The organism is Pseudomonas sp. MH10, assembly GCF_034353045.1.
Lineage (GTDB): Bacteria > Pseudomonadota > Gammaproteobacteria > Pseudomonadales > Pseudomonadaceae > Aquipseudomonas.
This window is the reverse complement of sequence record NZ_CP133783.1, coordinates 2,545,830-2,566,177: the sequence shown is the minus strand read 5'-3', so window position 1 is coordinate 2,566,177 and position 20,348 is coordinate 2,545,830. Positions and strand designations below refer to the sequence as shown.

Annotated in this window: 17 protein-coding genes; 11 read left to right on the top strand and 6 right to left on the bottom strand. The window is 53.6% G+C overall.

Annotated features, from left to right (window positions below):
• Nucleotides 1–6: 6 nt before the first annotated feature.
• Genes moaC through moaE form a run of 3 tightly spaced genes read left to right on the top strand, consistent with a single transcriptional unit; the run spans nucleotide 7 to nucleotide 1,189 of the window.
• Nucleotides 7–489: a cyclic pyranopterin monophosphate synthase MoaC gene (gene moaC, locus RHM59_RS11465; RefSeq protein ID WP_322167835.1), complete on the top strand. Its 483-nt coding sequence runs from the start codon at nucleotides 7–9 to the stop codon at nucleotides 487–489.
• Nucleotides 486–731, top strand: a complete 246-nt coding sequence (moaD, locus tag RHM59_RS11460; RefSeq protein WP_322167836.1) for a molybdopterin converting factor subunit 1 — start codon at nucleotides 486–488, stop codon at nucleotides 729–731. Before moaC ends, moaD begins: the two co-directional genes overlap by 4 nt.
• A 2-nt stretch (nucleotides 732–733) precedes the next feature.
• Nucleotides 734–1,189, top strand: coding sequence for a molybdopterin synthase catalytic subunit MoaE (moaE, locus tag RHM59_RS11455; RefSeq protein WP_322167837.1), 456 nt, complete (start codon nucleotides 734–736; stop codon nucleotides 1,187–1,189).
• Between the two features lie 178 nt (nucleotides 1,190–1,367).
• On the opposite strand, the gene rhlB is transcribed toward moaE, so the two are convergent.
• Both rhlB and RHM59_RS11445 read right to left on the bottom strand, forming a co-directional pair.
• Nucleotides 1,368–2,846, bottom strand: coding sequence for an ATP-dependent RNA helicase RhlB (gene rhlB, locus RHM59_RS11450; protein ID WP_322286581.1), 1,479 nt, complete (start codon nucleotides 2,844–2,846; stop codon nucleotides 1,368–1,370).
• Between the two features lie 147 nt (nucleotides 2,847–2,993).
• Entirely contained in the window at nucleotides 2,994–3,650 is a 657-nt protein-coding gene (locus tag RHM59_RS11445; RefSeq protein WP_322167839.1) for an alpha/beta hydrolase, read from the bottom strand.
• A gap of 473 nt (nucleotides 3,651–4,123) precedes the next feature.
• On the opposite strand from RHM59_RS11445, the gene RHM59_RS11440 reads away from it, so the two are divergent.
• From RHM59_RS11440 to RHM59_RS11420, 5 genes are all read left to right on the top strand, one after another.
• Complete coding sequence (locus RHM59_RS11440; RefSeq protein ID WP_322167840.1) at nucleotides 4,124–5,155, top strand: amino acid ABC transporter substrate-binding protein; 1,032 nt, start codon at nucleotides 4,124–4,126, stop codon at nucleotides 5,153–5,155.
• 70 nt (nucleotides 5,156–5,225) lie between these two features.
• The gene (locus RHM59_RS11435; protein ID WP_322167841.1) at nucleotides 5,226–6,407 is read left to right on the top strand and encodes an amino acid ABC transporter permease; all 1,182 of its coding nucleotides are present in this window, start codon (nucleotides 5,226–5,228) and stop codon (nucleotides 6,405–6,407) included.
• 10 nt (nucleotides 6,408–6,417) lie between these two features.
• Complete coding sequence (locus RHM59_RS11430; RefSeq protein WP_322286580.1) at nucleotides 6,418–7,515, top strand: amino acid ABC transporter permease; 1,098 nt, start codon at nucleotides 6,418–6,420, stop codon at nucleotides 7,513–7,515.
• Between the two features lie 10 nt (nucleotides 7,516–7,525).
• A complete protein-coding gene (locus RHM59_RS11425) occupies nucleotides 7,526–8,290 on the top strand; it encodes an amino acid ABC transporter ATP-binding protein (protein ID WP_322167843.1) in 765 nt (254 codons plus the stop codon).
• A gap of 860 nt (nucleotides 8,291–9,150) precedes the next feature.
• The gene (locus RHM59_RS11420; RefSeq protein ID WP_322286761.1) at nucleotides 9,151–9,285 is read left to right on the top strand and encodes a hypothetical protein; all 135 of its coding nucleotides are present in this window, start codon (nucleotides 9,151–9,153) and stop codon (nucleotides 9,283–9,285) included.
• Between the two features lie 591 nt (nucleotides 9,286–9,876).
• Here the strand turns inward: RHM59_RS11420 and RHM59_RS11415 are convergent.
• The 4 genes from RHM59_RS11415 to tssD form a co-directional block, all read right to left on the bottom strand.
• Nucleotides 9,877–10,692: a hypothetical protein gene (locus tag RHM59_RS11415; RefSeq protein ID WP_322167845.1), complete on the bottom strand. Its 816-nt coding sequence runs from the start codon at nucleotides 10,690–10,692 to the stop codon at nucleotides 9,877–9,879.
• Nucleotides 10,685–10,852 (bottom strand): hypothetical protein, encoded by a 168-nt coding sequence (locus RHM59_RS25525; protein ID WP_323562504.1) that lies wholly within the window; start codon nucleotides 10,850–10,852, stop codon nucleotides 10,685–10,687. Before RHM59_RS25525 ends, RHM59_RS11415 begins: the two co-directional genes overlap by 8 nt.
• A gap of 285 nt (nucleotides 10,853–11,137) precedes the next feature.
• Nucleotides 11,138–11,632 carry an Hcp family type VI secretion system effector gene (locus RHM59_RS11405; protein WP_322167847.1) on the bottom strand — a complete coding sequence of 165 codons (495 nt, stop codon included), beginning with the start codon at nucleotides 11,630–11,632 and terminating at the stop codon, nucleotides 11,138–11,140.
• A 240-nt stretch (nucleotides 11,633–11,872) separates the two neighbouring features.
• The gene (gene tssD, locus RHM59_RS11400; protein WP_322167848.1) at nucleotides 11,873–12,370 is read right to left on the bottom strand and encodes a type VI secretion system tube protein TssD; all 498 of its coding nucleotides are present in this window, start codon (nucleotides 12,368–12,370) and stop codon (nucleotides 11,873–11,875) included.
• A gap of 491 nt (nucleotides 12,371–12,861) precedes the next feature.
• Here tssD and RHM59_RS11395 point away from each other — a divergent pair, with 491 nt between their 5' ends.
• The 3 genes from RHM59_RS11395 to RHM59_RS11385 all read left to right on the top strand — a co-directional run bounded on the left by RHM59_RS11395 (nucleotide 12,862) and on the right by RHM59_RS11385 (nucleotide 20,300).
• On the top strand, nucleotides 12,862–14,115 hold the full coding sequence (locus RHM59_RS11395) for a CynX/NimT family MFS transporter (RefSeq protein ID WP_322167849.1): 1,254 nt from the start codon (nucleotides 12,862–12,864) through the stop codon (nucleotides 14,113–14,115).
• 92 nt (nucleotides 14,116–14,207) lie between these two features.
• Nucleotides 14,208–14,678: a nuclear transport factor 2 family protein gene (locus tag RHM59_RS11390; RefSeq protein WP_322167850.1), complete on the top strand. Its 471-nt coding sequence runs from the start codon at nucleotides 14,208–14,210 to the stop codon at nucleotides 14,676–14,678.
• A gap of 90 nt (nucleotides 14,679–14,768) precedes the next feature.
• Nucleotides 14,769–20,300 carry an NEL-type E3 ubiquitin ligase domain-containing protein gene (locus RHM59_RS11385; RefSeq protein ID WP_322286579.1) on the top strand — a complete coding sequence of 1,844 codons (5,532 nt, stop codon included), beginning with the start codon at nucleotides 14,769–14,771 and terminating at the stop codon, nucleotides 20,298–20,300.
• Nucleotides 20,301–20,348: the final 48 nt, after the last annotated feature.

Here is a 20,348-nt window from a genome sequence, read left to right as displayed (position 1 = left end):
AACGTTGTGCTGACTCATCTCGATTCCCAAGGTCGCGCCAATATGGTCGACGTCACTGATAAAGACGTGACGTTCCGTGAAGCGGTGGCCGAAGCGTTTGTACGTATGCGCCCCGAAACCCTGCACATGATTGTCAGCGGCGGTCATCCCAAAGGGGATGTGTTTGCCGTGGCGCGCATTGCCGGTATTCAGGCGGCGAAGAAAACCTCTGATCTGATCCCGTTGTGCCACCCATTGATGCTGACTGGCATTAAAGTCGAGCTGAGCGCGGACGGTGAAGACGCAGTGCGGATCGTCGCCCGCTGCAAGCTTTCCGGGCAGACCGGAGTGGAAATGGAAGCGCTGACCGCCGCCAGCATCGCGGCGTTGACGATTTATGACATGTGTAAAGCGGTGGACCGAGGCATGGTCATTGAGAATGTACGGCTGTTGGAAAAACTTGGCGGTAAAAGCGGGCATTTTATTGCCGACGAAACGGGTGCTCAATGAGTACTCAGGTGTTGTATTTCGCCCGGTTTCGCGAAGTGTTAGGCCTGGACACTGAAACGGTGGAGGGCGAGTACACCAGCGTCCGAGCGCTGCGTGAGCATTTGATGTTGCGCGGTGGAGCCTGGCAAATCCTGGCTGAACAAAATCTGATGTGCGCGCGTAACGAAGAGCTGTGTCAACTCGACGAGCCGCTGATGTCAGGTGACGAAGTCGCGTTTTTCCCACCTGTGACCGGAGGCTGAACATGGCGATTCGGGTGCAGACAGCGGCGTTTGATCCGGGCCTGGAAGTCAACGCCTTACACGCGGCTAATGTGGGCGTCGGCGCGGTGGTCAGTTTTGTGGGCTATGTGCGTGATTTCAACGAAGGCCGGGAAGTGGCGGGGATGTTTCTTGAACATTATCCGGGCATGACCGAAAAAGCCTTGGCCAAGATCACGGCCGAAGCTGAGCAGCGCTGGCCGTTGCTGAAACTCGACGTGCTGCATCGAATTGGTGCGCTTGAACCGGGTGAGCCGATCGTGTTTGTGGGTGTCGCCAGTGCGCACCGGCAAGCGGCGTTCGATGCCTGTGCGTTCGTGATGGACTACTTGAAAACCCGAGCGCCGTTCTGGAAGAAAGAAAACACCCGTGACGGGCCGCGGTGGGTTGAAGGCCGGGACAGTGATCATGCGGCGGCGGGGCGTTGGGACAAGGCTTGAGGCAAACTCTGAATCTGATCAGATATGCATATCTGTGGGAGTCCGGCTTGCCTGCGAAGCGTTCAGTGGCTGCAGCGCTAATGCTAAGTCGGTTAGACCTGCAGTGGCTGAACGGCTGCTTTCGTCGGCAAGCCGGCTCCCCACAGGTATTTGCGCAAATCCCCGTGGGAAGATTTTCTTACAACGGCACAGCACTCTTGCGCACAACCGGCTTCAACAATTCCACTGGAGGCGTTTCGCAGCTGATTTTGCGGCCCAGCAGCGCTTCGATGGAAGGCAACTGATACGAGTCATCTTCGCCGGCAAAGCTGATCGACACACCGCTGGCGCCTGCACGACCGGTACGGCCGATGCGGTGCACGTAGTCATCCGGTACTTCCGGCAGAGTGAAGTTGATCACATGGCTGATGCCGTCGATGTGAATCCCGCGACCGGCGACGTCTGTGGCAACCAACACGCGAATCTTGCCTTCGCGAAAGCCTTCCAGCGTCTTGATGCGTTTGTGTTGAGGTACGTCGCCCGACAACTGCGCAGCGTTCACGCCATCACGGACCAGACGCTCTTCGATGCGTCGTACTTCGTCTTTGCGGTTAGCAAACACCATCACCCGTTCCCAATTGTTCTCGGTCACCAGGTTATAGAGCAGCTTGTATTTGTCAGCGGCGGCCACGGCATAGATATGCTGCTCGACCATTTCGCTGGCCACGTTCAAGGCTTCGATTTCAACGATTGAAGGCTCGGTCGTCCACTGCTTGGCGAGGTTCATCACGTCTTCGGTGAAGGTCGCGGAGAACAGCAGGGTCTGGCGTTCGCCCTTATGCGGGGTCTGACGGATGATCTGCCGAACTTGCGGGATGAAGCCCATGTCGAGCATGCGGTCAGCTTCGTCCAGCACCATCACTTCGACCATGTCCAAATGCACTTCACCGCGCTGGTTGAAGTCCAGCAAACGGCCCGGCGTCGCCACCAGAATGTCGCAGTGACGGGCTTCAAGCTGCTTGAGCTGCTTGTCGAAGTCCATGCCGCCGACGAACGTCATGACGTTCAGGCCGGTGTATTTGGTGAGGAGCGCCGCGTCTTTGGCGATTTGCACCACCAATTCGCGGGTTGGTGCGATGATCAACGCGCGCGGCTCGCCCATATACCGCTCTTTAGGCGGTGGGGTTTGCTGCAGTTGAGTGATGATCGAAATCAGGAACGCTGCGGTTTTGCCAGTGCCGGTTTGTGCGCGACCAATGGCATCTTTACCCGCGAGGGTGAAACCTAATACTTCAGCCTGAATCGGCGTGCAGTACGGGAAACCCAGGTCGTGGATGGCGTGCATCAATTCAGGCGACAAGTTGAAATCGTGGAAGCGGGTTTTGCCTTCCTGTGGTTCAACCACAAAGTCTTCAAGCTTCCAGGTGCTGACCGGCGGTTTAGCCGCGCGTTCGCGACGAGGGCGTTCTGGCTTGGGTTGTTCGACTTTTGCGGTGACGACTTCTGCGGTTTGACCCTGGACAGGCGCGCTGACAGGTGCCGAATGAGAGGTAGTGCGTTGCCGTACATCGCTGTCGGTTGGGCCGACGGCAACAGGCGAAGAGGCGATAGGGCTGGGCGCGAGTTGCACAACCTCGCTTTTACCGAACATCTTTTTGAGTGCTTTGAGCACGGTCATCTCATCAATTGATTAAGGAATGTACGTCGGGCAGTGTAAAGCAAGAACTCCGCGCGGCGTAGTGCCATACCGAAAGCGCCAGAGGACCTGTCAAGTCAGGGCTTCACAGCGCTTTGTAGGTGGCTTCTTACACTCGCGGCGGAACAATCAACCAAGCTTTTGTGCCAACCAGACCCCGATGTCAGCAATCTCCTGCGGTAACACTTCGTGCCCCATTGGGTATTCCTGCCATGTAACGGTTACGCCCAAGGCCTCAAGGCAGTCATGTGCGGCGCGGCCCATGGCCGTTTGGACCACATCGTCACGGTCACCATGCAAGCAATACACCGGAATCTGTTTTTGGCTCGCAGATATCGTCAGTTGTTCGCTGAACGTGGGGGCATAAGTAGACAGTGCAAGCACGCCACCCAACGGTCCCTGCCAGCGCAGGAACGCGGCGTGGAAAACGACTGCGCCACCTTGGGAAAAGCCAGCCAGAAAGATCCGCGCCGGGTCGATGCCGCTGTCGCGTTGCGCTTCGATCAGGTTCAGCACCATCAGCGCAGAAACCTCCAACTCCTCGCGATTAATGGCCCGCGCGGGGTTCATGGCTAAAATGTCGTACCAGCTGGGCATGGTGTAGCCGCCGTTGATAGTCACGGCCCGGTCTGGGGCCTGCGGCAATATGAAGCGGGTGGTCAGTAGGGTTTGTTGGAGCATTTCTGCAACCGGCATGAAGTCATACCGATCAGCACCAAGACCGTGCAACCAGATCACGCAGGCGTCTGCGGCGTTGACGGGCTCTAGAATCAATGGGTCGCTCATTGCTGCTCCAATAGTGTGCGTACGCGCTTTTTCGGTGCATTGGCGCGGTGCGCAATAGAAATAAATAGTTAAGAAGATGTCGCAAGGTTACAAGTTTTGGGCTTGACCTGTCGCTAATTCGACATTGCCAGCATGCTGGTACGGGCTTTGCTATGTAACCCCTGAGTGAATGCGTTTGCTTCGGCGGTAACACTATCAGGTGGCTGATAGCCGGAGTAGGCACTGAATCCATGCATCAGGTTCTGCGTACAGTTCGTTATGTACCGGATTGGTCCGGCGGACATCATGGGGCTTTAGTCCATTCGACCGATTGCGGGCTATGGTTGTTCGGGTGTCGGGTAGATCTCGCACACGATCCTGGCCCAGGTCTTACGTCGCATGACCCAAAAATAAGCCGACACGGGTCAGCAATGCCTCACAAGGGTGCGACGGGACTGAAGCTCTACACAACAAGAGCAAACTTGGAGGTTTGAATGAAGATGTTGAAATCCACCCTGGCAGTACTGACGGCAACAGCAATTCTTGGCGTAAGCAGCTTCGCTCAGGCGGGCGCTACCCTTGATGCGATCCAGAAGAAGGGTTTTATTCAGTGCGGCGTCAGTGATGGCCTGCCAGGTTTTTCGGTTCCTGATTCCAAGGGCGTTATCCAAGGTATCGATGCGGACTTTTGCCGTGCAGTTGCCGCTGCAGTTTTCGGCGATGCCACCAAGGTTAAGTTCAGCCAGCTGAACGCCAAAGAGCGTTTCACCGCGCTGCAATCTGGCGAGATCGACATTCTGTCGCGTAACACCACCTGGACCAGCTCCCGCGATGCAAGCATGGGCCTGGTGTTTCCTGGCTTCGTGACCTACTACGACGGTGTTGGCTTCCTGGCTAACACTAAGCTGGGCGTGAAAAGTGCCAAAGAATTGGATGGCGCAACCATCTGTATTCAAGCCGGTACCACGACTGAGCTGAACGTTTCCGACTACTTCCGCGCAAACAACCTGAAGTACACGCCAATCACGTTCGACACCTCTGACGAAAGCGCCAAGTCGCTGGAAAGCGGTCGTTGCGACGTGTTGACCTCCGACAAATCGCAGCTTTATGCACAGCGCAGCAAATTGGCCTCGCCAAAAGACTACGTTGTACTTCCTGAAACCATCTCCAAAGAACCTTTGGGTCCGGTTGTACGTAAGGGCGACGAAGACTGGATGGAGATCGTGCGCTGGACTGGCTTCGCTCTGCTGAACACTGAAGAAGCGGGCGTAACGTCGAAAAATGTTATGGATTTGGTCAAAAACGGCAAAAACCCTGACGTTGCTCGTCTGTTGGGCGTTGACGGCGAATACGGCAAAGATCTGAAGCTGCCGAAAGACTGGGTTGTGAAGATCGTTTCGCAAGTTGGTAACTACGGTGAAATCTTCGAGAAAAACCTCGGCAAGGGCACTGCTCTGGCAATCGACCGTGGCATGAACGCGCTGTGGACCAACGGCGGCATTCAATACGCACCACCTGTACGCTGATAGGCCCTGCGCTCGGTAATCCATAACGGTTACCGAGCGCTGTCTGTTCCATTTTTTCCTGGGGCACTACATGCAAAATCAAATCGGCGCACCTAAGCAGAGGCTTACCCTCAGCGACCCCAAAGTGCGTGCGTGGCTATTTCAGATCATCACGGTTGTCGCGGTGGTCTTCATGGGTTGGTATCTGTTTGATAACACCCAGACAAACCTTCAACACCGCGGTATTACGTCTGGCTTCGGGTTTCTTGATCGCAGCGCCGGTTTCGGCATTGCACAGCATTTGATCCCCTACGACGAATCGGACACCTACTCGCGCGTTTTTGTTATCGGTTTGCTCAACACCCTGCTGGTGACGTTTATTGGCGTAATCCTGGCAACGCTGCTGGGTTTCATCGTCGGCGTGTCACGTCTGTCGTCCAACTGGATGATTAATAAGCTGGCGACTGTTTACGTGGAAGTCTTCCGTAACATTCCGCCGCTGCTGCAGATTTTGTTCTGGTACTTCGCGGTCTTTTTGACCATGCCAGGGCCTCGCGGCAGTTACAGCCTCGGCAATATGTTTTTCTTCAGCAACCGCGGCTTGAATATGCCCGGCGCCAATTTGACTGACGCCTTCTGGCCGTTTGTGGTCGGCGTTGTGGTGGCGATTGTGGCCATCGTGTTCATGTCTCGTTGGGCAACCAAGCGTTTTGAAGAGACCGGTGTTCCATTTCACAAGTTCTGGGTCGGGCTGGCGATGTTCCTGGTCATTCCTGCACTGGAGATGCTGATCCTTGGCAGCCCGCTGCACTGGGAGATGCCGGAACTCAAGGGCTTCAACTTCGTCGGTGGCTGGGTAATGATCCCCGAACTGCTGGCGTTGACCATTGCCTTGACGGTGTACACGGCGGCGTTCATTGCCGAAATCGTGCGTTCCGGGATCAAGTCGGTCAGCCACGGTCAGACCGAAGCCGCTCGCTCGTTGGGGCTGCGTCCGGGTCCAACCCTGCGCAAGGTCATCATCCCGCAAGCGTTGCGCGTGATCATTCCACCGCTGACCAGCCAATACCTGAACCTGGCGAAGAACTCATCGTTGGCAGCCGGTATCGGTTACCCGGAAATGGTCTCGTTGTTCGCCGGTACGGTGCTCAATCAGACCGGTCAAGCTATTGAGGTGATTGCGATCACCATGAGCGTGTACCTGGCAATCAGCATCAGCATTTCGCTGTTGATGAACTGGTACAACAAGCGCATTGCGCTGATCGAGCGGTGAGGAAAAGCTCATGACAACTCATTCTTTCAAACCCGACATGACGCCGCCAAAAATGAGCGTGGGCGCCGTGGCGTGGATGCGGGCCAACCTGTTCTCCAGTTGGCTCAATACGCTGTTGACGCTGTTTGCGTTTTATCTGATCTGGCTGATCGTCCCACCTTTGCTGCATTGGGCGATATTCGATGCCAACTGGGTCGGTACCACCCGTCAAGACTGCACCAAGTCGGGCGCCTGCTGGGTGTTTATCGAGCAGCGCTTCGGTCAGTTCATGTACGGCTATTTTCCGGCTGAGCTGCGCTGGCGGGTAAACCTGACGGTCATTTTGGCCATCGTGGGTGTCGCGCCACTGTTTATGAAGTTCCTGACCCGTAAAGCAGTCTATGGCTTCAGCTTTCTGGTCATTTACCCATTCGTGGCTTACTTCCTTCTGCATGGCGGCATTTTCGGCTTGACCGAAGTGGCGACCAGCCAGTGGGGCGGGTTGATGTTGACCCTGGTGATTGCCACTGTCGGTATCGCCGGCGCATTGCCTTTAGGTGTGGTGTTGGCCTTGGGTCGACGTTCTAACATGCCGGCGATTCGCGTGGTCTGCGTGACGTTCATCGAGTTTTGGCGCGGCGTTCCATTGATCACCGTATTGTTCATGTCGTCAGTGATGCTGCCGTTGTTCCTGCCAGAAGGCATGAGCTTCGACAAACTGCTGCGCGCACTGATCGGGGTGATTTTGTTCCAGTCGGCCTACGTGGCTGAAGTGGTACGGGGTGGCTTGCAAGCCATCCCTAAAGGTCAGTACGAAGCGGCCGCTGCGATGGGCTTGGGTTACTGGCGCAGCATGGGCCTGGTGATTCTGCCGCAAGCGTTGAAAATGGTGATTCCGGGCATCGTCAACACGATCATTGCCCTGTTTAAAGACACCAGCCTGGTGATCATCATCGGCTTGTTCGACCTGCTCAACAGCGTTAAACAAGCAGCCGCCGACCCAAAATGGCTCGGTATGGCCACCGAAGGCTATGTCTTCGCTGCGCTGGTGTTCTGGATCTTCTGTTTCGGCATGTCCCGCTACTCCATGCATTTGGAGCGTAAGTTGGACACAGGCCACAAGCGTTAGGAGTTTTGTGATGACTGAAGTGAGCAAACTGCCTCTGGGTGCCGAAGGCATGATCCAGATGGAAGGCGTACACAAGTGGTACGGCCAGTTCCACGTACTCAAAGACATCAACCTGAACGTCCGTCAGGGCGAGCGCATCGTTTTGTGCGGCCCGTCGGGTTCAGGCAAGTCGACCACCATCCGCTGCCTCAACCGTCTGGAAGAGCATCAGCAGGGTCGCATCGTGGTTGATGGCACCGAGTTGACCAACGACCTCAAGCAGATCGAAACGATCCGCCGGGAAGTGGGCATGGTGTTCCAGCACTTCAACCTGTTCCCGCACCTGACCATCCTGCAAAACTGCACCTTGGCCCCGATGTGGGTGCGCAAGATGCCGAAAAAACAGGCCGAAGAAATTGCAATGCACTATCTGGAGCGTGTACGCATTCCAGAGCAGGCGCATAAATTTCCGGGTCAACTGTCCGGTGGTCAACAACAGCGCGTGGCGATTGCCCGTGCACTGTGCATGAAGCCGAAAATCATGCTGTTCGACGAGCCAACCTCGGCCCTCGATCCAGAAATGGTTAAGGAAGTGCTCGACACCATGGTCAGCCTGGCAGAAGACGGCATGACCATGCTCTGCGTAACCCACGAAATGGGCTTCGCCCGTACCGTGGCAAACCGAGTGATCTTCATGGACAAAGGCGAGATTGTTGAAGAAGCCGAGCCTAATGCGTTCTTTGATAACCCACAGAGCGACCGGACCAAGTTGTTCTTGAGCCAGATCTTGCACTAGTGGTTTTGGTGGTGTGAAGAAAAAACCCGGACTTAGTGTTCGGGTTTTTTTATGGGCAGCGGGTCAAATTTTGTGGGCGCTGGCTTGCCTGCGAAGGGGCGGGCGGTGGATATGTGGGTGAATTACACATCCTGTGGGCCCAGCCTGGACAACTCCATCGTGCAATATTTCCATGAAAACGAGGGCGTTGGGCATGGAATACCGCATGTTAAGCCCAACCAGCATCCACACGAAATTCAGCAGCGTAAATCTAGCATTACCCTTGCCTAGAGGATTATTCTCAAAATAGTTGATTGCACGCTGCGCTCCGATCCATAAATAGATTTTTATACCCAGAGAGAACACGACCCAAAGCAAACTCAACCAGAAACCCATGAAAAAGCTCAGCACTAACCCGATAACCGCCAACCCTATCAACCTCTGCAGCAAGTCATTCCAAGAGCTCGATGCGCTGGTGTTAGCGAGGTGATAGGTTCAGGTGATATCGCGATAGCGAATAGCAATTTTCTCTTGAGGTTTGGCGTCATTTTCCGCGATGGAGATTCAGGCGTTACGTATTTTTTCTAAACTTTATAAGTCGAAATTACCGTTTTTCTTAAAGTAGTTAAAGGACCAGTAAAATCCAATTATATTAAGACATGTAAAAAATATAATTACGATGCAGCGCCAAAAAATAGGCTCTAGTGATATAAATTGCATAAGTAATAAAAAGCTGACAGCGGTATAAAACCCAGCGGCAGCGGGGATCAACAATAACATTTGAAAAAAAGCAAAAACCTTTTGGTTAAATGCAGCTTTTTTTTTCATTGCGACACCCTACACTCAAATGTGGTTTTAGACTGTTAGCGCTGGCGACCTAAATGGCATCGCAAGACGAAAACATTTCCTGGGTAATTGGCGCCGTCAGCGCGCAGATTAAACAGCGCAGTGGTTTGTCGATGGGAGAGCTCCTGATCCCACATCCGCTGCAATACAGAGAGCTTGAACTGCTCTGAGTATTTACTCATGAAAAAACCCCAAAGTCAGGACGGGTGTGCAACTTTTGGGATGCAGTCCACATACGGGTTATTAGACATTGAAGCTCCTTCAAAAAACATCAGGGTGACTTGGCCCACGTCAGTCCGGGGCAGTCAAATATCTGAACATCATATTTTCCTCCACTAACGCGAGGTTTTCGTACGACACGAATTTCGGAACGAAAACATCGTAGGGCAGGCTTGTCTGCGAAGGCCATTCATAGCTGAATGTCAGGCAAAACTCAGCGCCTATTTTTTCAATAAGCAACTTTCATTTCCCGGCAGGTTTTGTTCACGTTGGGTTAAAAAAATTTCCGGCCCGGTTTTTTCAAATAAGCACGCATAGCATAAGTCCCGGTGATCAAAAGGAATACAAAGAATATGCCCATGACATATCGCGATTGAATGGGTGTTAATGTTACGATACTCAATAATATATTCCCGATAATAACAGTATAAAATACAGAGCAACAAATAATCACTCCGGCCCTTCCCAAAAAAATCAAAAAACTGATAAAGTTATCTGCAATTCTCATAAAACCTCAAAAGATGAAGATTTTCATTGCTGATTTAAACGACTTTCCAAAGTAATATTCTTCTTCTCCACGGGTAAGCTACAGCTTCAGCATGAAGAATGATCATACAAAATGACACCCAGCCAACCATCGAATTATCGATAGCGTCTAAGAATATAAATTTCCCATCGTTCAAAAACTCTTGGTGAAATATCGCGCAGAAAATGTTGTAAACCAATGCAGCGGTGGATTTTTCTACTGAAAATCCTTCGCCCGAAAGCGCAAACCTCGCCCAGAGAGAAGGTAGATAATTCATAAAGGCGAGCAGTATAAAAATATATGAGATAACCCCATTGGGACCAAACGCTCCCCCGTTGAATTTCGGAATTACAGTATCTGGTCGCGCAAGCCAGTCTTGCAGTGGTTCCAACCAGAACAAAATCAAAACAACAGTGATCACTACATATACTATAAAATTTTTTACGGGCCTTTTTTCCCATTTGGCCAACACTCGTCGTTGGTAGGTCTTTCGGCGGTCCGGACTGGGGCAGGGCAAAACTACTGGCATAGGAACGCGTGAGAACCAGCCTTTTCGTTTCCATGGTACTGGACTGGTGAAGAAGTAAGCGAACATCACGAGGAGTGATGCTCCGGCCATAATGGGGTTTCCCTTCACTCCTACAAATGGGATGTAGTTGTTCTCAAGGTAGTTCAAGTGCACAGCGAAGCATGCGAGGATATACAAATAGTAGCCTAAGTATTTCGTGGGGGAGTAATTATCTCCCGATAAAGCTTTCCTGGCCCATAGAGCAGGTAGGTAAAATAAAATGCTCACAAAAATAAAAAGGCTGCTAAACAAATGATCATTCACTTTTAGCTTTCCAAGTTTTCCACGCTTCCCATGCGTCATATGCAGTTATCGAGGTGGTCGTTGCATCAAGCATTAAAGCCGGGACAGACGCTAGTTTGTATGCTCTTATGAAATCTGACCTTATGTAACGAAATAGGCGTCGCGCCTCTGGTTTTAACATTAGTCGAGCGGAGCCATATCGCATATTTAGCGACGTGCTGCGATTGCTCTACAATATCTTTTATCTTCTTTTTTAGCTCTTTTAACCCCCACTCAGCACTCTTCCTCCCCTCCGCCACATCCCTGACAATCCCCCGCGCGTAGTAAGCAACTTCCCGATTAAACTGGAGCCGCAGCATCCCATCCTGAATATGCTTGGCCGACACGGTGCACGCTTGGCTTGCCAATACACTTGCCGCGTTGGTCACTCGGAAGTAGTCATCGCTGCTAGGCTTTTGCTTGCCGTTTATTTGTTCCATGCGGAGTCATCCCAAGAGCTCCATCCGCTGGTATTGGCGAGGTGATGCGTCCAGGTGATATCGCGATAGCGGATAGCAATATGTTCCTGGGGCTCGGCGTCATTTTCCGAAACAGCATGGGGCATTTCCATTTGCTGGTCGGCTATTAGGCAGTCTTTCAGTTTGATCGTGAAGAACTTTTCTTGAGTTCCGAACTTCGAGATCCGGTAGAACGTAATCTCGCAGTTGACAAGTTCGCGATTGGACAGCGCTTGGGCCAGTAACGGGGTGGCCTTATCGATGTTTTTAGTGATGAGTGCGGGTTGGTGTGTGGCGTGGTTCGAGTTTTCAGCGTTGAACATTCGATGATCGAATGAGAGCACCATTATTTCATCCGTGTGCGCAGTCTGGCACTTGTTGCCAATCGATTCGTGGCTTGAGCAACCGGCTGAAATGAGCCCTTGCTGTGTGCCGGTCATGGTCATGTATCCGTGATAAGCCATAGAGAGAATCTCCTGTGAAAAATTCGGGCCATTGTATGGCGAAAGTTTTTAGTATGCGTGTAGGATCTTTCCGAAAATTTACGAGAATCTTGGAAGTTCACCGTATAACGCTCGATCAATTATTACAAAATGGTACAAGGGCAGTGCAATTCCGCACGAGAGGCCTTGTTAGTGAGTGACATCAATCGGGTATGGATGGTGTATCGCATTCGGCAGCAACTGGCTACTGCGGCGTAATAGTTACTGGAATCCCTTGCTGTATGTTGAGTTTACAAACGAAAAGGATCCGGCAGTACGTCCATAGTGTGTATAGGTCGCGGTGTGATAAAGAATAGAAAGTTTTTCTTGAGTTCCTGATTCGTTTTTCGGTGGTTTGCGGTGCCTGGTATGTATGTCGATGATCGCACCTCCTGTGAGCGCTATGGAGTAGAGTTTTTCACTACTGCCCGATGGCAACTCTTTGTATACGGATATCTCACAGTCGATCATTTCCTCGTTTACCAGTGCATTCATCAACATTGGGGACGAAAGATCCAAATACTTGGTAATGACTAGCGGTGGGTACGAGTCATCTTCTGGATTCTCTGAACCGGTCATTTCGTGCTTTAGAGTGATTACCGTTATTTCGTCAAGGTACTCAAGCAAGCTGTTGTCGCCTTGGGACTCCTTGCTCGTGCAGTTTTTGGAAATAAGACCTTGATCGCGGCCATTGATGGACATTGATATTTTTATACTCATATGATTACCCTCCGTTGAACAGCTGGACATTCTATTTCGAGTATTTCTGCGAAGTCTGTAGGACGTTTCTGAAATTTCGTTCAAGTGTAAAAAAAGTGCCAACTCTCTGTAGGAGCCAACTTGTTGGCGATAGTCCAGGAGCGCCGATAACCAGTGGATTACGGTCCGGCCTTACCCTCGGTTGGCGCTTGCCCGAGATGGGCCCGGGGTCGCGCTCGATCGAAGCGGTCCCAATTGGCCAATCCGGTTCCAACTTAAAGAACCGAGTCGCGGATTTACGACTGCTTCGCAGCCGATCGCGAGCAAGCCCGCCCCTACAGTTTTTGATAAGCGCTGACCAGGGCTGAGATATGCCCGAAGGACTTTCGCCAACAAGTTGGCTCAGATTCGTACCCAGGTGTCGCGCACTAAAATAGCGCTCTACCTTGTTTTCTCCTTCGTTCTCCAACAGGATGCTCGACCCGCCTCAGAATCCTGACCCAGTGAACAACATGCCTACGCCCCACGAAATCAATGAGCTGCTGATCGATGCCGAGGCTGATGATGAGCAGGTTCAGCACTCGCACCCGGTATTAAAGCGACCTTGGTTGCTGCTGCTCGGATTGGTGTTGGTGGCGCTGAACCTGCGTCCGGCGTTGTCGAGCATGTCGCCGTTGTTGAGTGAGGTGTCCAATAGCCTGGGATTGTCGGCGGCCAAGGCCGGGTTGCTGACGACGTTGCCGGTTTTGTGCCTGGGCTTGTTTGCGCCGCTTGCTCCGGTGCTGGCGCGGCGTTTTGGCAGTGAACGGGTGGTGTTGGGGATTTTGCTGACGTTGGCGTGCGGGATTATCTTGCGCAGTTCCCTGGGTGAGTTCGGGTTGTTCGCGGGCAGCCTTTTAGCGGGCGCGAGCATCGGCATCATCGGTGTTTTGCTGCCGGGCATCGTCAAGCGTGATTTTGCCAAACAGGCCGGCGCGATGACCGGTGTTTACACCATGGCGTTGAGCCTGGGCGCCGCCATCGCAGCCGGTGCAACCGTGCCGTTGAGCCAGTATTTCGGCGGCAGTTGGTCGTTGGGCTTGGGCTTTTGGATGATTCCAGCCTTGCTGGCGATGGTGTTTTGGCTGCCGCAGGTGCGTCACGCTCATGGTGCCCATACCGTGGCTTATCGGGTTCGCGGGTTGTTGCGTGATCCGCTGGCGTGGCAAGTCACTCTTTATATGGGCCTGCAATCGTCGCTGGCGTACATCGTGTTTGGCTGGTTGCCCTCGATCCTGATCAGTCGCGGGCTGTCGCCCACTGAGGCGGGTCTGGTGATGTCCGGCTCGATCATTGTCCAATTGGCCAGTGCGCTCACCGCGCCGTGGCTGGCGACCCGGGGCAAGGATCAGCGTCTGGGCATCCTGATCGTGATGCTGCTGACGGTGGGCGGATTATTCGGTTGCCTGCTCGCACCGCTGGACGGTTTGTGGGGTTGGGCGATTGTCTTAGGGTTGGGGCAGGGCGGTACGTTCAGCCTGGCGCTGACCCTGATCGTGTTGCGCTCACGGGACGCCCATGTTGCGGCCAACCTGTCGAGCATGGCCCAGGGTTTTGGTTACACCTTGGCCTCGTTGGGGCCGCTGGCGGTCGGCATCGTCCACGATCAGACAGGGGGTTGGAACGCGGTGGGATGGATTTTCGCGGTAATTGGTTTGGCGGCGGTGATCTTTGGCTGGGGCGCGGGAAGAGCACAATACGTTCAGGTCACTGTCGAAAAGATCTGATCAACGTCATTTCCGCTGCGAATGCTGATGGTCAACGGTCGCATTGCCGATTATCGTGCTGGAATTCTTTCGTTCGTCATGGAACCGACAAAATGAGCGACGCAAACAGCGCAGTAATCATTGAGTTTTACCAAGCTTTTAACCAACTCGACGCTGAGGCCATGATTGCCTGTTATACCGAGGATGTACTGTTTAGCGACCCGGTATTTGGTGAGCTGCGAGGCCGGCAAGCCGGTGACATGTGGCGGATGCTGACCTCCCGCGCCAAAGACTTTTCACTTACATTCGACCATGTACGCGCCAACGACCGCACCGGCGGCGCGCACTGGGTTGCGACTTACTTGTTCAGCCAGACCGGTAATACGGTGGTCAACGATATTCAGGCGCGCTTCGTGTTTCGCGATGGCAAGATTTGCGAACACCATGATCAGTTTGATCTGTGGCGCTGGTCGCGGCAGGCCTTGGGTACCAAGGGGTTGCTATTGGGCTGGACGCCGCTGGTGCAAAACGCAATTCGGGCGCAGGCGCAAAAAGGCTTGAAAGCGTTTCAAGACGGGAATTGAACGCGCACGCCGAGATAATATTTATTTAAGCTTCTTTTGATTTTCGGCTCGATAACGTCAATGCCTTATTCCAGATAAGGCGATTGCACTATGACTTCAACACCTCCACTGATTTTCTCTTCGGTTTCGACCTCTCTCCTAGAACAAATTAAGACGCAATTCAAAAACGACCCTGTTCTGGGTGTTATTCAGAAAAATCTGCCTCCCGCTTTTACACAATCCTCGCTGCAAGAGCGTCAAGACTACTGCTTCGCATTGTTGGCCAGCCGACGCGCCAAGGAAGCGCTAAAAGAGCTGTTCAAGCCGCTCAGGGGGCTCGCTGAGTTTTCCGAACCTTTACTGCTTCGAGCCTTGGACGCCAAGTTCGGTGCGGGCCTGGATGTCAGAAAAGACCGGTTGTTTTATGCCGTCCAGGAAAGAGCGACCCAGGCGGGGACCCAACTCACGCTGTTGGAGTCGGCGCTGCATAACTTTGAGCGCAAAGAGTCGGTGGCGGGTTTTCTTCGGAAAAGTTCAGCGATCCTCGACAGCAACGGCAACACTCACCCCAAGGCGATCAAGCCCGACGCGTTTATTGATCTTTGTCGATACTTGAACCTGGGACGTCAATACCAAGACCATCTAAAGAGCGTGCTCGAACCGGACTCCGCGCCGGGACAGGGGCGCGATTCCGCACGCTTCAATGCGCGTGCGACGTTCATCGCCAATGACCAAGCGGACATGGAAGTCTACGCACGGGCCGCTGCCATGAAAAAAACCATCAGCCAGGAAGCGTGCTCGGCGATGGTCGCGTTGGCCCGTCAGAAGCCTGAGCCTCGGTTCAACGGTGAGCTTCTATTGTTGCAACGGTTGACACTGTTTGGCGTTGAGATTCCACGGGTATTGTTGATCAGTCCGCAACGAACGTGGGTTACGACGCAAGTCCCGACACTTTTGTACATCCCGCAAGACCCCGTTAGCCCTGTCACTGAATACGCCTCGCTGACAGCGCTGGAAGATGGGCTTCGCAGTCGATTAATGGACAAGTCCTACCAGTCGTTTTTCGCTCAGCTCATCGGTGAGCGGCAACGGGCCGCGTTTTTTACCCGGCTAAACAAGCACCTGTTCCCCTTGGTGCCCCAGGACGGGAGTATGTTTACCTTGGGCCTTTGGCATCATAGTGCTGACCCTACGGCGAATCTCGTCGTCGACACCGACGAGCTTAGAGAGAATCCGTTCAGCAGAATGCACCGACAACACGTGTTTCTGCTGAAGGACAACGCCCGATTCCTGGCTGTGCCCACCGAAGAGGAAGACGCTAAAACTCGTCAAGAGCGGCTGCAACTTTGGCTAAGTGTCGGTATGAACATTCTTAACCTCGCTTCGTTCGTGATTCCACCGTTGGGCGCGGTCATGATGATCGATGCGACGGTAGAGCTGATCGGTGAGGTTTATCACGGCCTTCAGGATTTGAGCCATGGCGACATGGAAGAAGGTCTTGATCACCTGATGGGCGCCGCTGAACAGATTGCGTTTATGGCGGCATTGGCGGCGGGTCACACGCTACCTGAGCCGCCCCCGATCCTCAGTAACAATTTTGTCGGCAAAGTGATTCCCATCAAGCTGAGCAACGGACAAACCCGGCTCTGGAAGCCTGATTTAACCCCGTTCGAATTCCGAAGCACGCTCCCGGAAGGCGCCAGCCCCGATCTCAACGGTGTGATTGAACACAAGGGTAAAAAGTACCTGACTATTGAGGGCAAGCGCTATGAGGTTCAGCATCACGCGCCGTTGAATAGATGGGTCATCAAGCACCCGAACAACACGCATATGTTCTCTCCGGCGCTTGAGCACAACGGCGTCGGAGCCTTCCGCCACGAAGGTGAGTCACCGCACGTGTGGGCGAAAAACACGTTGTTCAAACGACTCGGCCATTCGGTAGTGGGATTGTCCGAAAGCGCCTCTGAAAACATTCTGGCCATCGCGGATATCGACGATTCAATACTGCGCCAGGTGCACGTGGACAGCGTGCCGCCTCCGGGACAACTGGACGATACGATCAAGCGTTTTCAGCTGGACTTGACGCTTGAAACGTCCATCGCGGGACCCGGCAGCACACGGGCCGAACACTTCGAGCGGTTGTATAACGCCAGTGAAGTCACGAACGATCCGCTGGTGAAGTTAATCCAGCGAGACTTCCCGACGACGCCAACCGCCGTCGCCCAGGACCTATTGGTCACTCTCACGTCGGAGGAGAAACAACAGATGCTGAACACCGGACGCATCCCTTTGCGTGTTGGCGAAGCGGCGGTCTGGCAGCAGAAGGAAACGCGATTGAACCGCGCTCTTGAAGGTTTTTATCTGGGCTCGGTAAACAACGCCGACACCGACACACTGAGGCTGCGCCTGCTGGAAAAACTACCCGGTTGGTCTGATCAGGTGCGTATTGAAGTCCGCGAAGGTTCTCGCTACGGCACGGTGCTGGAGAGCATTGGTGAAACCCAAGCCCCTGAACGCAAGGTCTTGGTCAAATCCAAGGACCGTTACCAGGCATTTGACGCTGAAGGGAATGCGCTGAATGGTATTTCCCCCAATAACAGCAGCGTCTGTGATTCGATCTTGCATGCACTGCCTGATGGCCCTCGGCGCGCTCTTGGATTTCCCCATCCCGCGCAAAGTGCCGCATTGAATAAAGCACTTGCAGGCCTGGCGGTTGCCGATCGAGGTCAAGTATCACGCCTGCTTGGTCAACAAAAGCCCCGCTTAAAGTTTAATTCGCCTACGCGGATCAAGCAGGTTCACTTGGGCTATGCCCTGAGCGGCAGGGGGGCACTGGCAGGCGACATCCTTGAAGATCATTTGTTGGACAAAATAGGCCTGCTTGAGCTGGAGGACATCACCCCGCAACAGGCTCTGGTCATCATGCGCGATGCTGAGATGACCAACGCTGACATCAGCGCTCGGCTAGATGTGTTGCTGGAGGAGCGACAAGCATTGCGCGCCAGCCTTGGGCAATGGTGCTATGCCTCAAGCGCAATCAGAGGCATGAGCGAGGCGAGAATGGTCAGCCGGACTCGAATCGGCGAAGCAATCATCGGTCACTGGCAAAGCAGCAGCTTGGCGACGCCGAGTGAGGGGCTGGCCACGTTACGCCTGGAGTCCATAGGGTTGGAGGACTTTCCTGAGCAGTTACCAGAATTTTTCATCCAAAGTGTTCAACGGCTTGAAATGTCCAATGTGGTAACGCAGATAGGCCGTACGCATGAATTACCGTTCCAGGACATTAGTCTGTTCGTGCTAGAGACGTTTTTGAGCAGATTTGCCCACATTACCTCGCTGGAAATGCGCAGTTCTATTCAAACTGATTCTTTCATTTCGGAGTTTTATGCCCTGCCGCATATCGTTTCAACCCACCTTCCGAACTTGCGAACGCTGAGCGTGATCAATCAGGGACTGGACATCCGTCCTGCGAATTTCGAGCTTTTCACACGTTTACCACACCTTGAACGGCTGGACCTGAGCGGTAACAGGTTTACATTCTTCGATGCCCCCGCAGGGTCTGTTCATCTGAACCTTCAATATTTGGGGCTCGACCGTGTCGGGCTGGAGCGCTGGCCCGTCTGGCTCAATGCTTTGTTGCCCAATAACATTGCCGAAGTATCACTAGGCGGTAATCACATCGCCATGTTGCCGGACGCTATCATCGACAATGAATTGAGTCTTACTCGTAAGACGCGGATAGGGCTGCTGGGCAATCAGCTATCTCGGAGTGCGATCATCCAGGCGCTTCTGGGTGAGGCGAGAGCGGGCAGGTCGTTCACTTTCGATCTTGATGTGCCCCCCGAACTCCAATCCCACGTGGTCGTGTTGCTTCAAGAACAAGCCGAGTTGGAAACGGCGTTGCGAGACTGGGAAGTTACTTCGAGTGCCGCTGCGTCACCTTTCGACGACAGGGCGTTAATCCGAAGTCAAATGAGTGAGACCTTGCTCAGCCATTGGATCCGAGCGGTTGCGGGGCGCACACCGCTCGCTGTACTGGTTGAGTCATCCCGGTTGTCGGACTTTCCACAGGTGTTGCCCAACGCTTTTTATCGCAATGTCACCCATCTGACGTTACGCAATGTGATTGCGGATGACGCCCAGCTTGAGCAGTTTCTAAGGCGGTTTCAGCACGCTACCAGCCTGGCTATCGTGGAGCACTCTCCTCTGTTGGTCACACCCCCACGCGTACTGGCCGAATTACCCCGTCTGAGGGAGTTGGTTCTAACAAACCAACAAATGTTGATAAACCAAGAGGTCATGGAGTTTCTAAGAGCTCGTCCTCATCTGCAGCATCTTGATCTGAGTGGCAACACCCTTGGCCCCCTTTCCAACACGCCCCTATTGACGGGCCGCTATTGGGACTCGCTGACGCTGGACAATACCGGTCTGACCCAGTGGCCGGAATGGTTGAGCGCGAGTGCACTAACTAGCATCAGTTCGCTTTCACTGTGCGAAAACGGCATAACTGAACTACCCGAAGACCTTCTTAGAAACCCGCGCAGCGATTCTGTACACACCGAGATATCGTTAAACGGCAATCCGCTGTCCCGGGAAACAATGATCCTCGCTCATGTAGGGGAGCACGGTCACCATAGGTCGTACAGCTTCTACATGGACTTGCCCGACGATATTCGCAATTTGCCAACCGAGCGTGCTTACTCATCCGAGCCCGGTAGTTCTGACTTGAGTGCAGACTCGGATTCAGATTCAGATTCGGATTTTGCTTTACACCGGCATGGGGCCGCAGGGTCTTCAACCTCTGTGCTGCCGAGCGTCGAACCTTGGCTGATCGGTTCAAGCGAAGAGGTGGCCGCGCATCGTGCCTTATGGGATCGACTCGAAACGGCTGCTGATGCACCTCGAGTCTTGACGTTGATCAGTCGTCTTCAAGAGTCTTCGGATTTTATCAGGGCGCGCAGCGAATTGACGTCACGGGTCTGGAGCGTGCTGGAGGCGGCGCAGGACGTGGAGTTACGTGCGCTGCTTAACGTCATGGCCGAAGAGCCTATCGTCAATCGAACGTGCGCCGATGGCATTCGCTTGCAGTTCAATCAAATGGAAGTTCAGGTTTACACACGTAATTCACTTCGCGGGATCCCAGAGTCCGAGCGCGGGCCAACACTTTACCGGCTCATGCGTCAGTTATACCGGCTGGATGAAGTTGATCGCATTGCGCTGGCTAATAACCGCGGCCGGGATGCGGCCGAGGTACGCCTGGCTTATCGTTTGGGTTTGGCCGAGCGACTTGGTCTGCCGCAGCCTCCGACCAGTATGCTGTACCGGGTGGCTGCGTCGGTAACTCCCGACGAGCTGACGAGCGTTCAAGCTGAGGTAATGACCCACCAGAATAGCGCGAGCTTTCTCGCGTCGGCAGCGGACCGGGACTTTTGGGTCAGTTGGTTGCGCGACGGGTACGCGGGGGAATTTGCCGAACTGGAGACAACCTTCCAGCAAGAAAGGGCGCGTCTGGAAGATGAGTTTTCAGAGTTGAATGATGAGTACTTGAACCGGGCGAAACTGTTGCAACAGCAGCAAAAGGACCGGGAACGCAACTTCATCAATCAACTGACGCACCGAGAAGGGCTCAAGTACGATGACTAAAAGGCTTTCGGTTCTAGGGTGGGTCATCTGCTAAAATCGCTAGCTTCT

Excerpts from the sequence above, each read along its gene's own strand:
- moaD (WP_322167836.1), top strand. The coding sequence starts at position 486 with ATGAGTACTCAGGTGTTGTATTTCGCCCGGTTTCGCGAAGTGTTAGGC.
- moaE (WP_322167837.1), top strand. The coding sequence starts at position 734 with ATGGCGATTCGGGTGCAGACAGCGGCGTTTGATCCGGGCCTGGAAGTC.
- rhlB (WP_322286581.1), bottom strand. The coding sequence starts at position 2,846 with ATGACCGTGCTCAAAGCACTCAAAAAGATGTTCGGTAAAAGCGAGGTT.
- RHM59_RS11445 (WP_322167839.1), bottom strand. The coding sequence starts at position 3,650 with ATGAGCGACCCATTGATTCTAGAGCCCGTCAACGCCGCAGACGCCTGC.
- RHM59_RS11440 (WP_322167840.1), top strand. The coding sequence starts at position 4,124 with ATGAAGATGTTGAAATCCACCCTGGCAGTACTGACGGCAACAGCAATT.
- RHM59_RS11435 (WP_322167841.1), top strand. The coding sequence starts at position 5,226 with ATGCAAAATCAAATCGGCGCACCTAAGCAGAGGCTTACCCTCAGCGAC.
- RHM59_RS11430 (WP_322286580.1), top strand. The coding sequence starts at position 6,418 with ATGACAACTCATTCTTTCAAACCCGACATGACGCCGCCAAAAATGAGC.
- RHM59_RS11425 (WP_322167843.1), top strand. The coding sequence starts at position 7,526 with ATGACTGAAGTGAGCAAACTGCCTCTGGGTGCCGAAGGCATGATCCAG.
- RHM59_RS11420 (WP_322286761.1), top strand. The coding sequence starts at position 9,151 with ATGGCATCGCAAGACGAAAACATTTCCTGGGTAATTGGCGCCGTCAGC.
- RHM59_RS25525 (WP_323562504.1), bottom strand. The coding sequence starts at position 10,852 with ATGTTAAAACCAGAGGCGCGACGCCTATTTCGTTACATAAGGTCAGAT.
- RHM59_RS11405 (WP_322167847.1), bottom strand. The coding sequence starts at position 11,632 with ATGGCTTATCACGGATACATGACCATGACCGGCACACAGCAAGGGCTC.
- tssD (WP_322167848.1), bottom strand. The coding sequence starts at position 12,370 with ATGAGTATAAAAATATCAATGTCCATCAATGGCCGCGATCAAGGTCTT.
- RHM59_RS11395 (WP_322167849.1), top strand. The coding sequence starts at position 12,862 with ATGCCTACGCCCCACGAAATCAATGAGCTGCTGATCGATGCCGAGGCT.
- RHM59_RS11390 (WP_322167850.1), top strand. The coding sequence starts at position 14,208 with ATGAGCGACGCAAACAGCGCAGTAATCATTGAGTTTTACCAAGCTTTT.
- RHM59_RS11385 (WP_322286579.1), top strand. The coding sequence starts at position 14,769 with ATGACTTCAACACCTCCACTGATTTTCTCTTCGGTTTCGACCTCTCTC.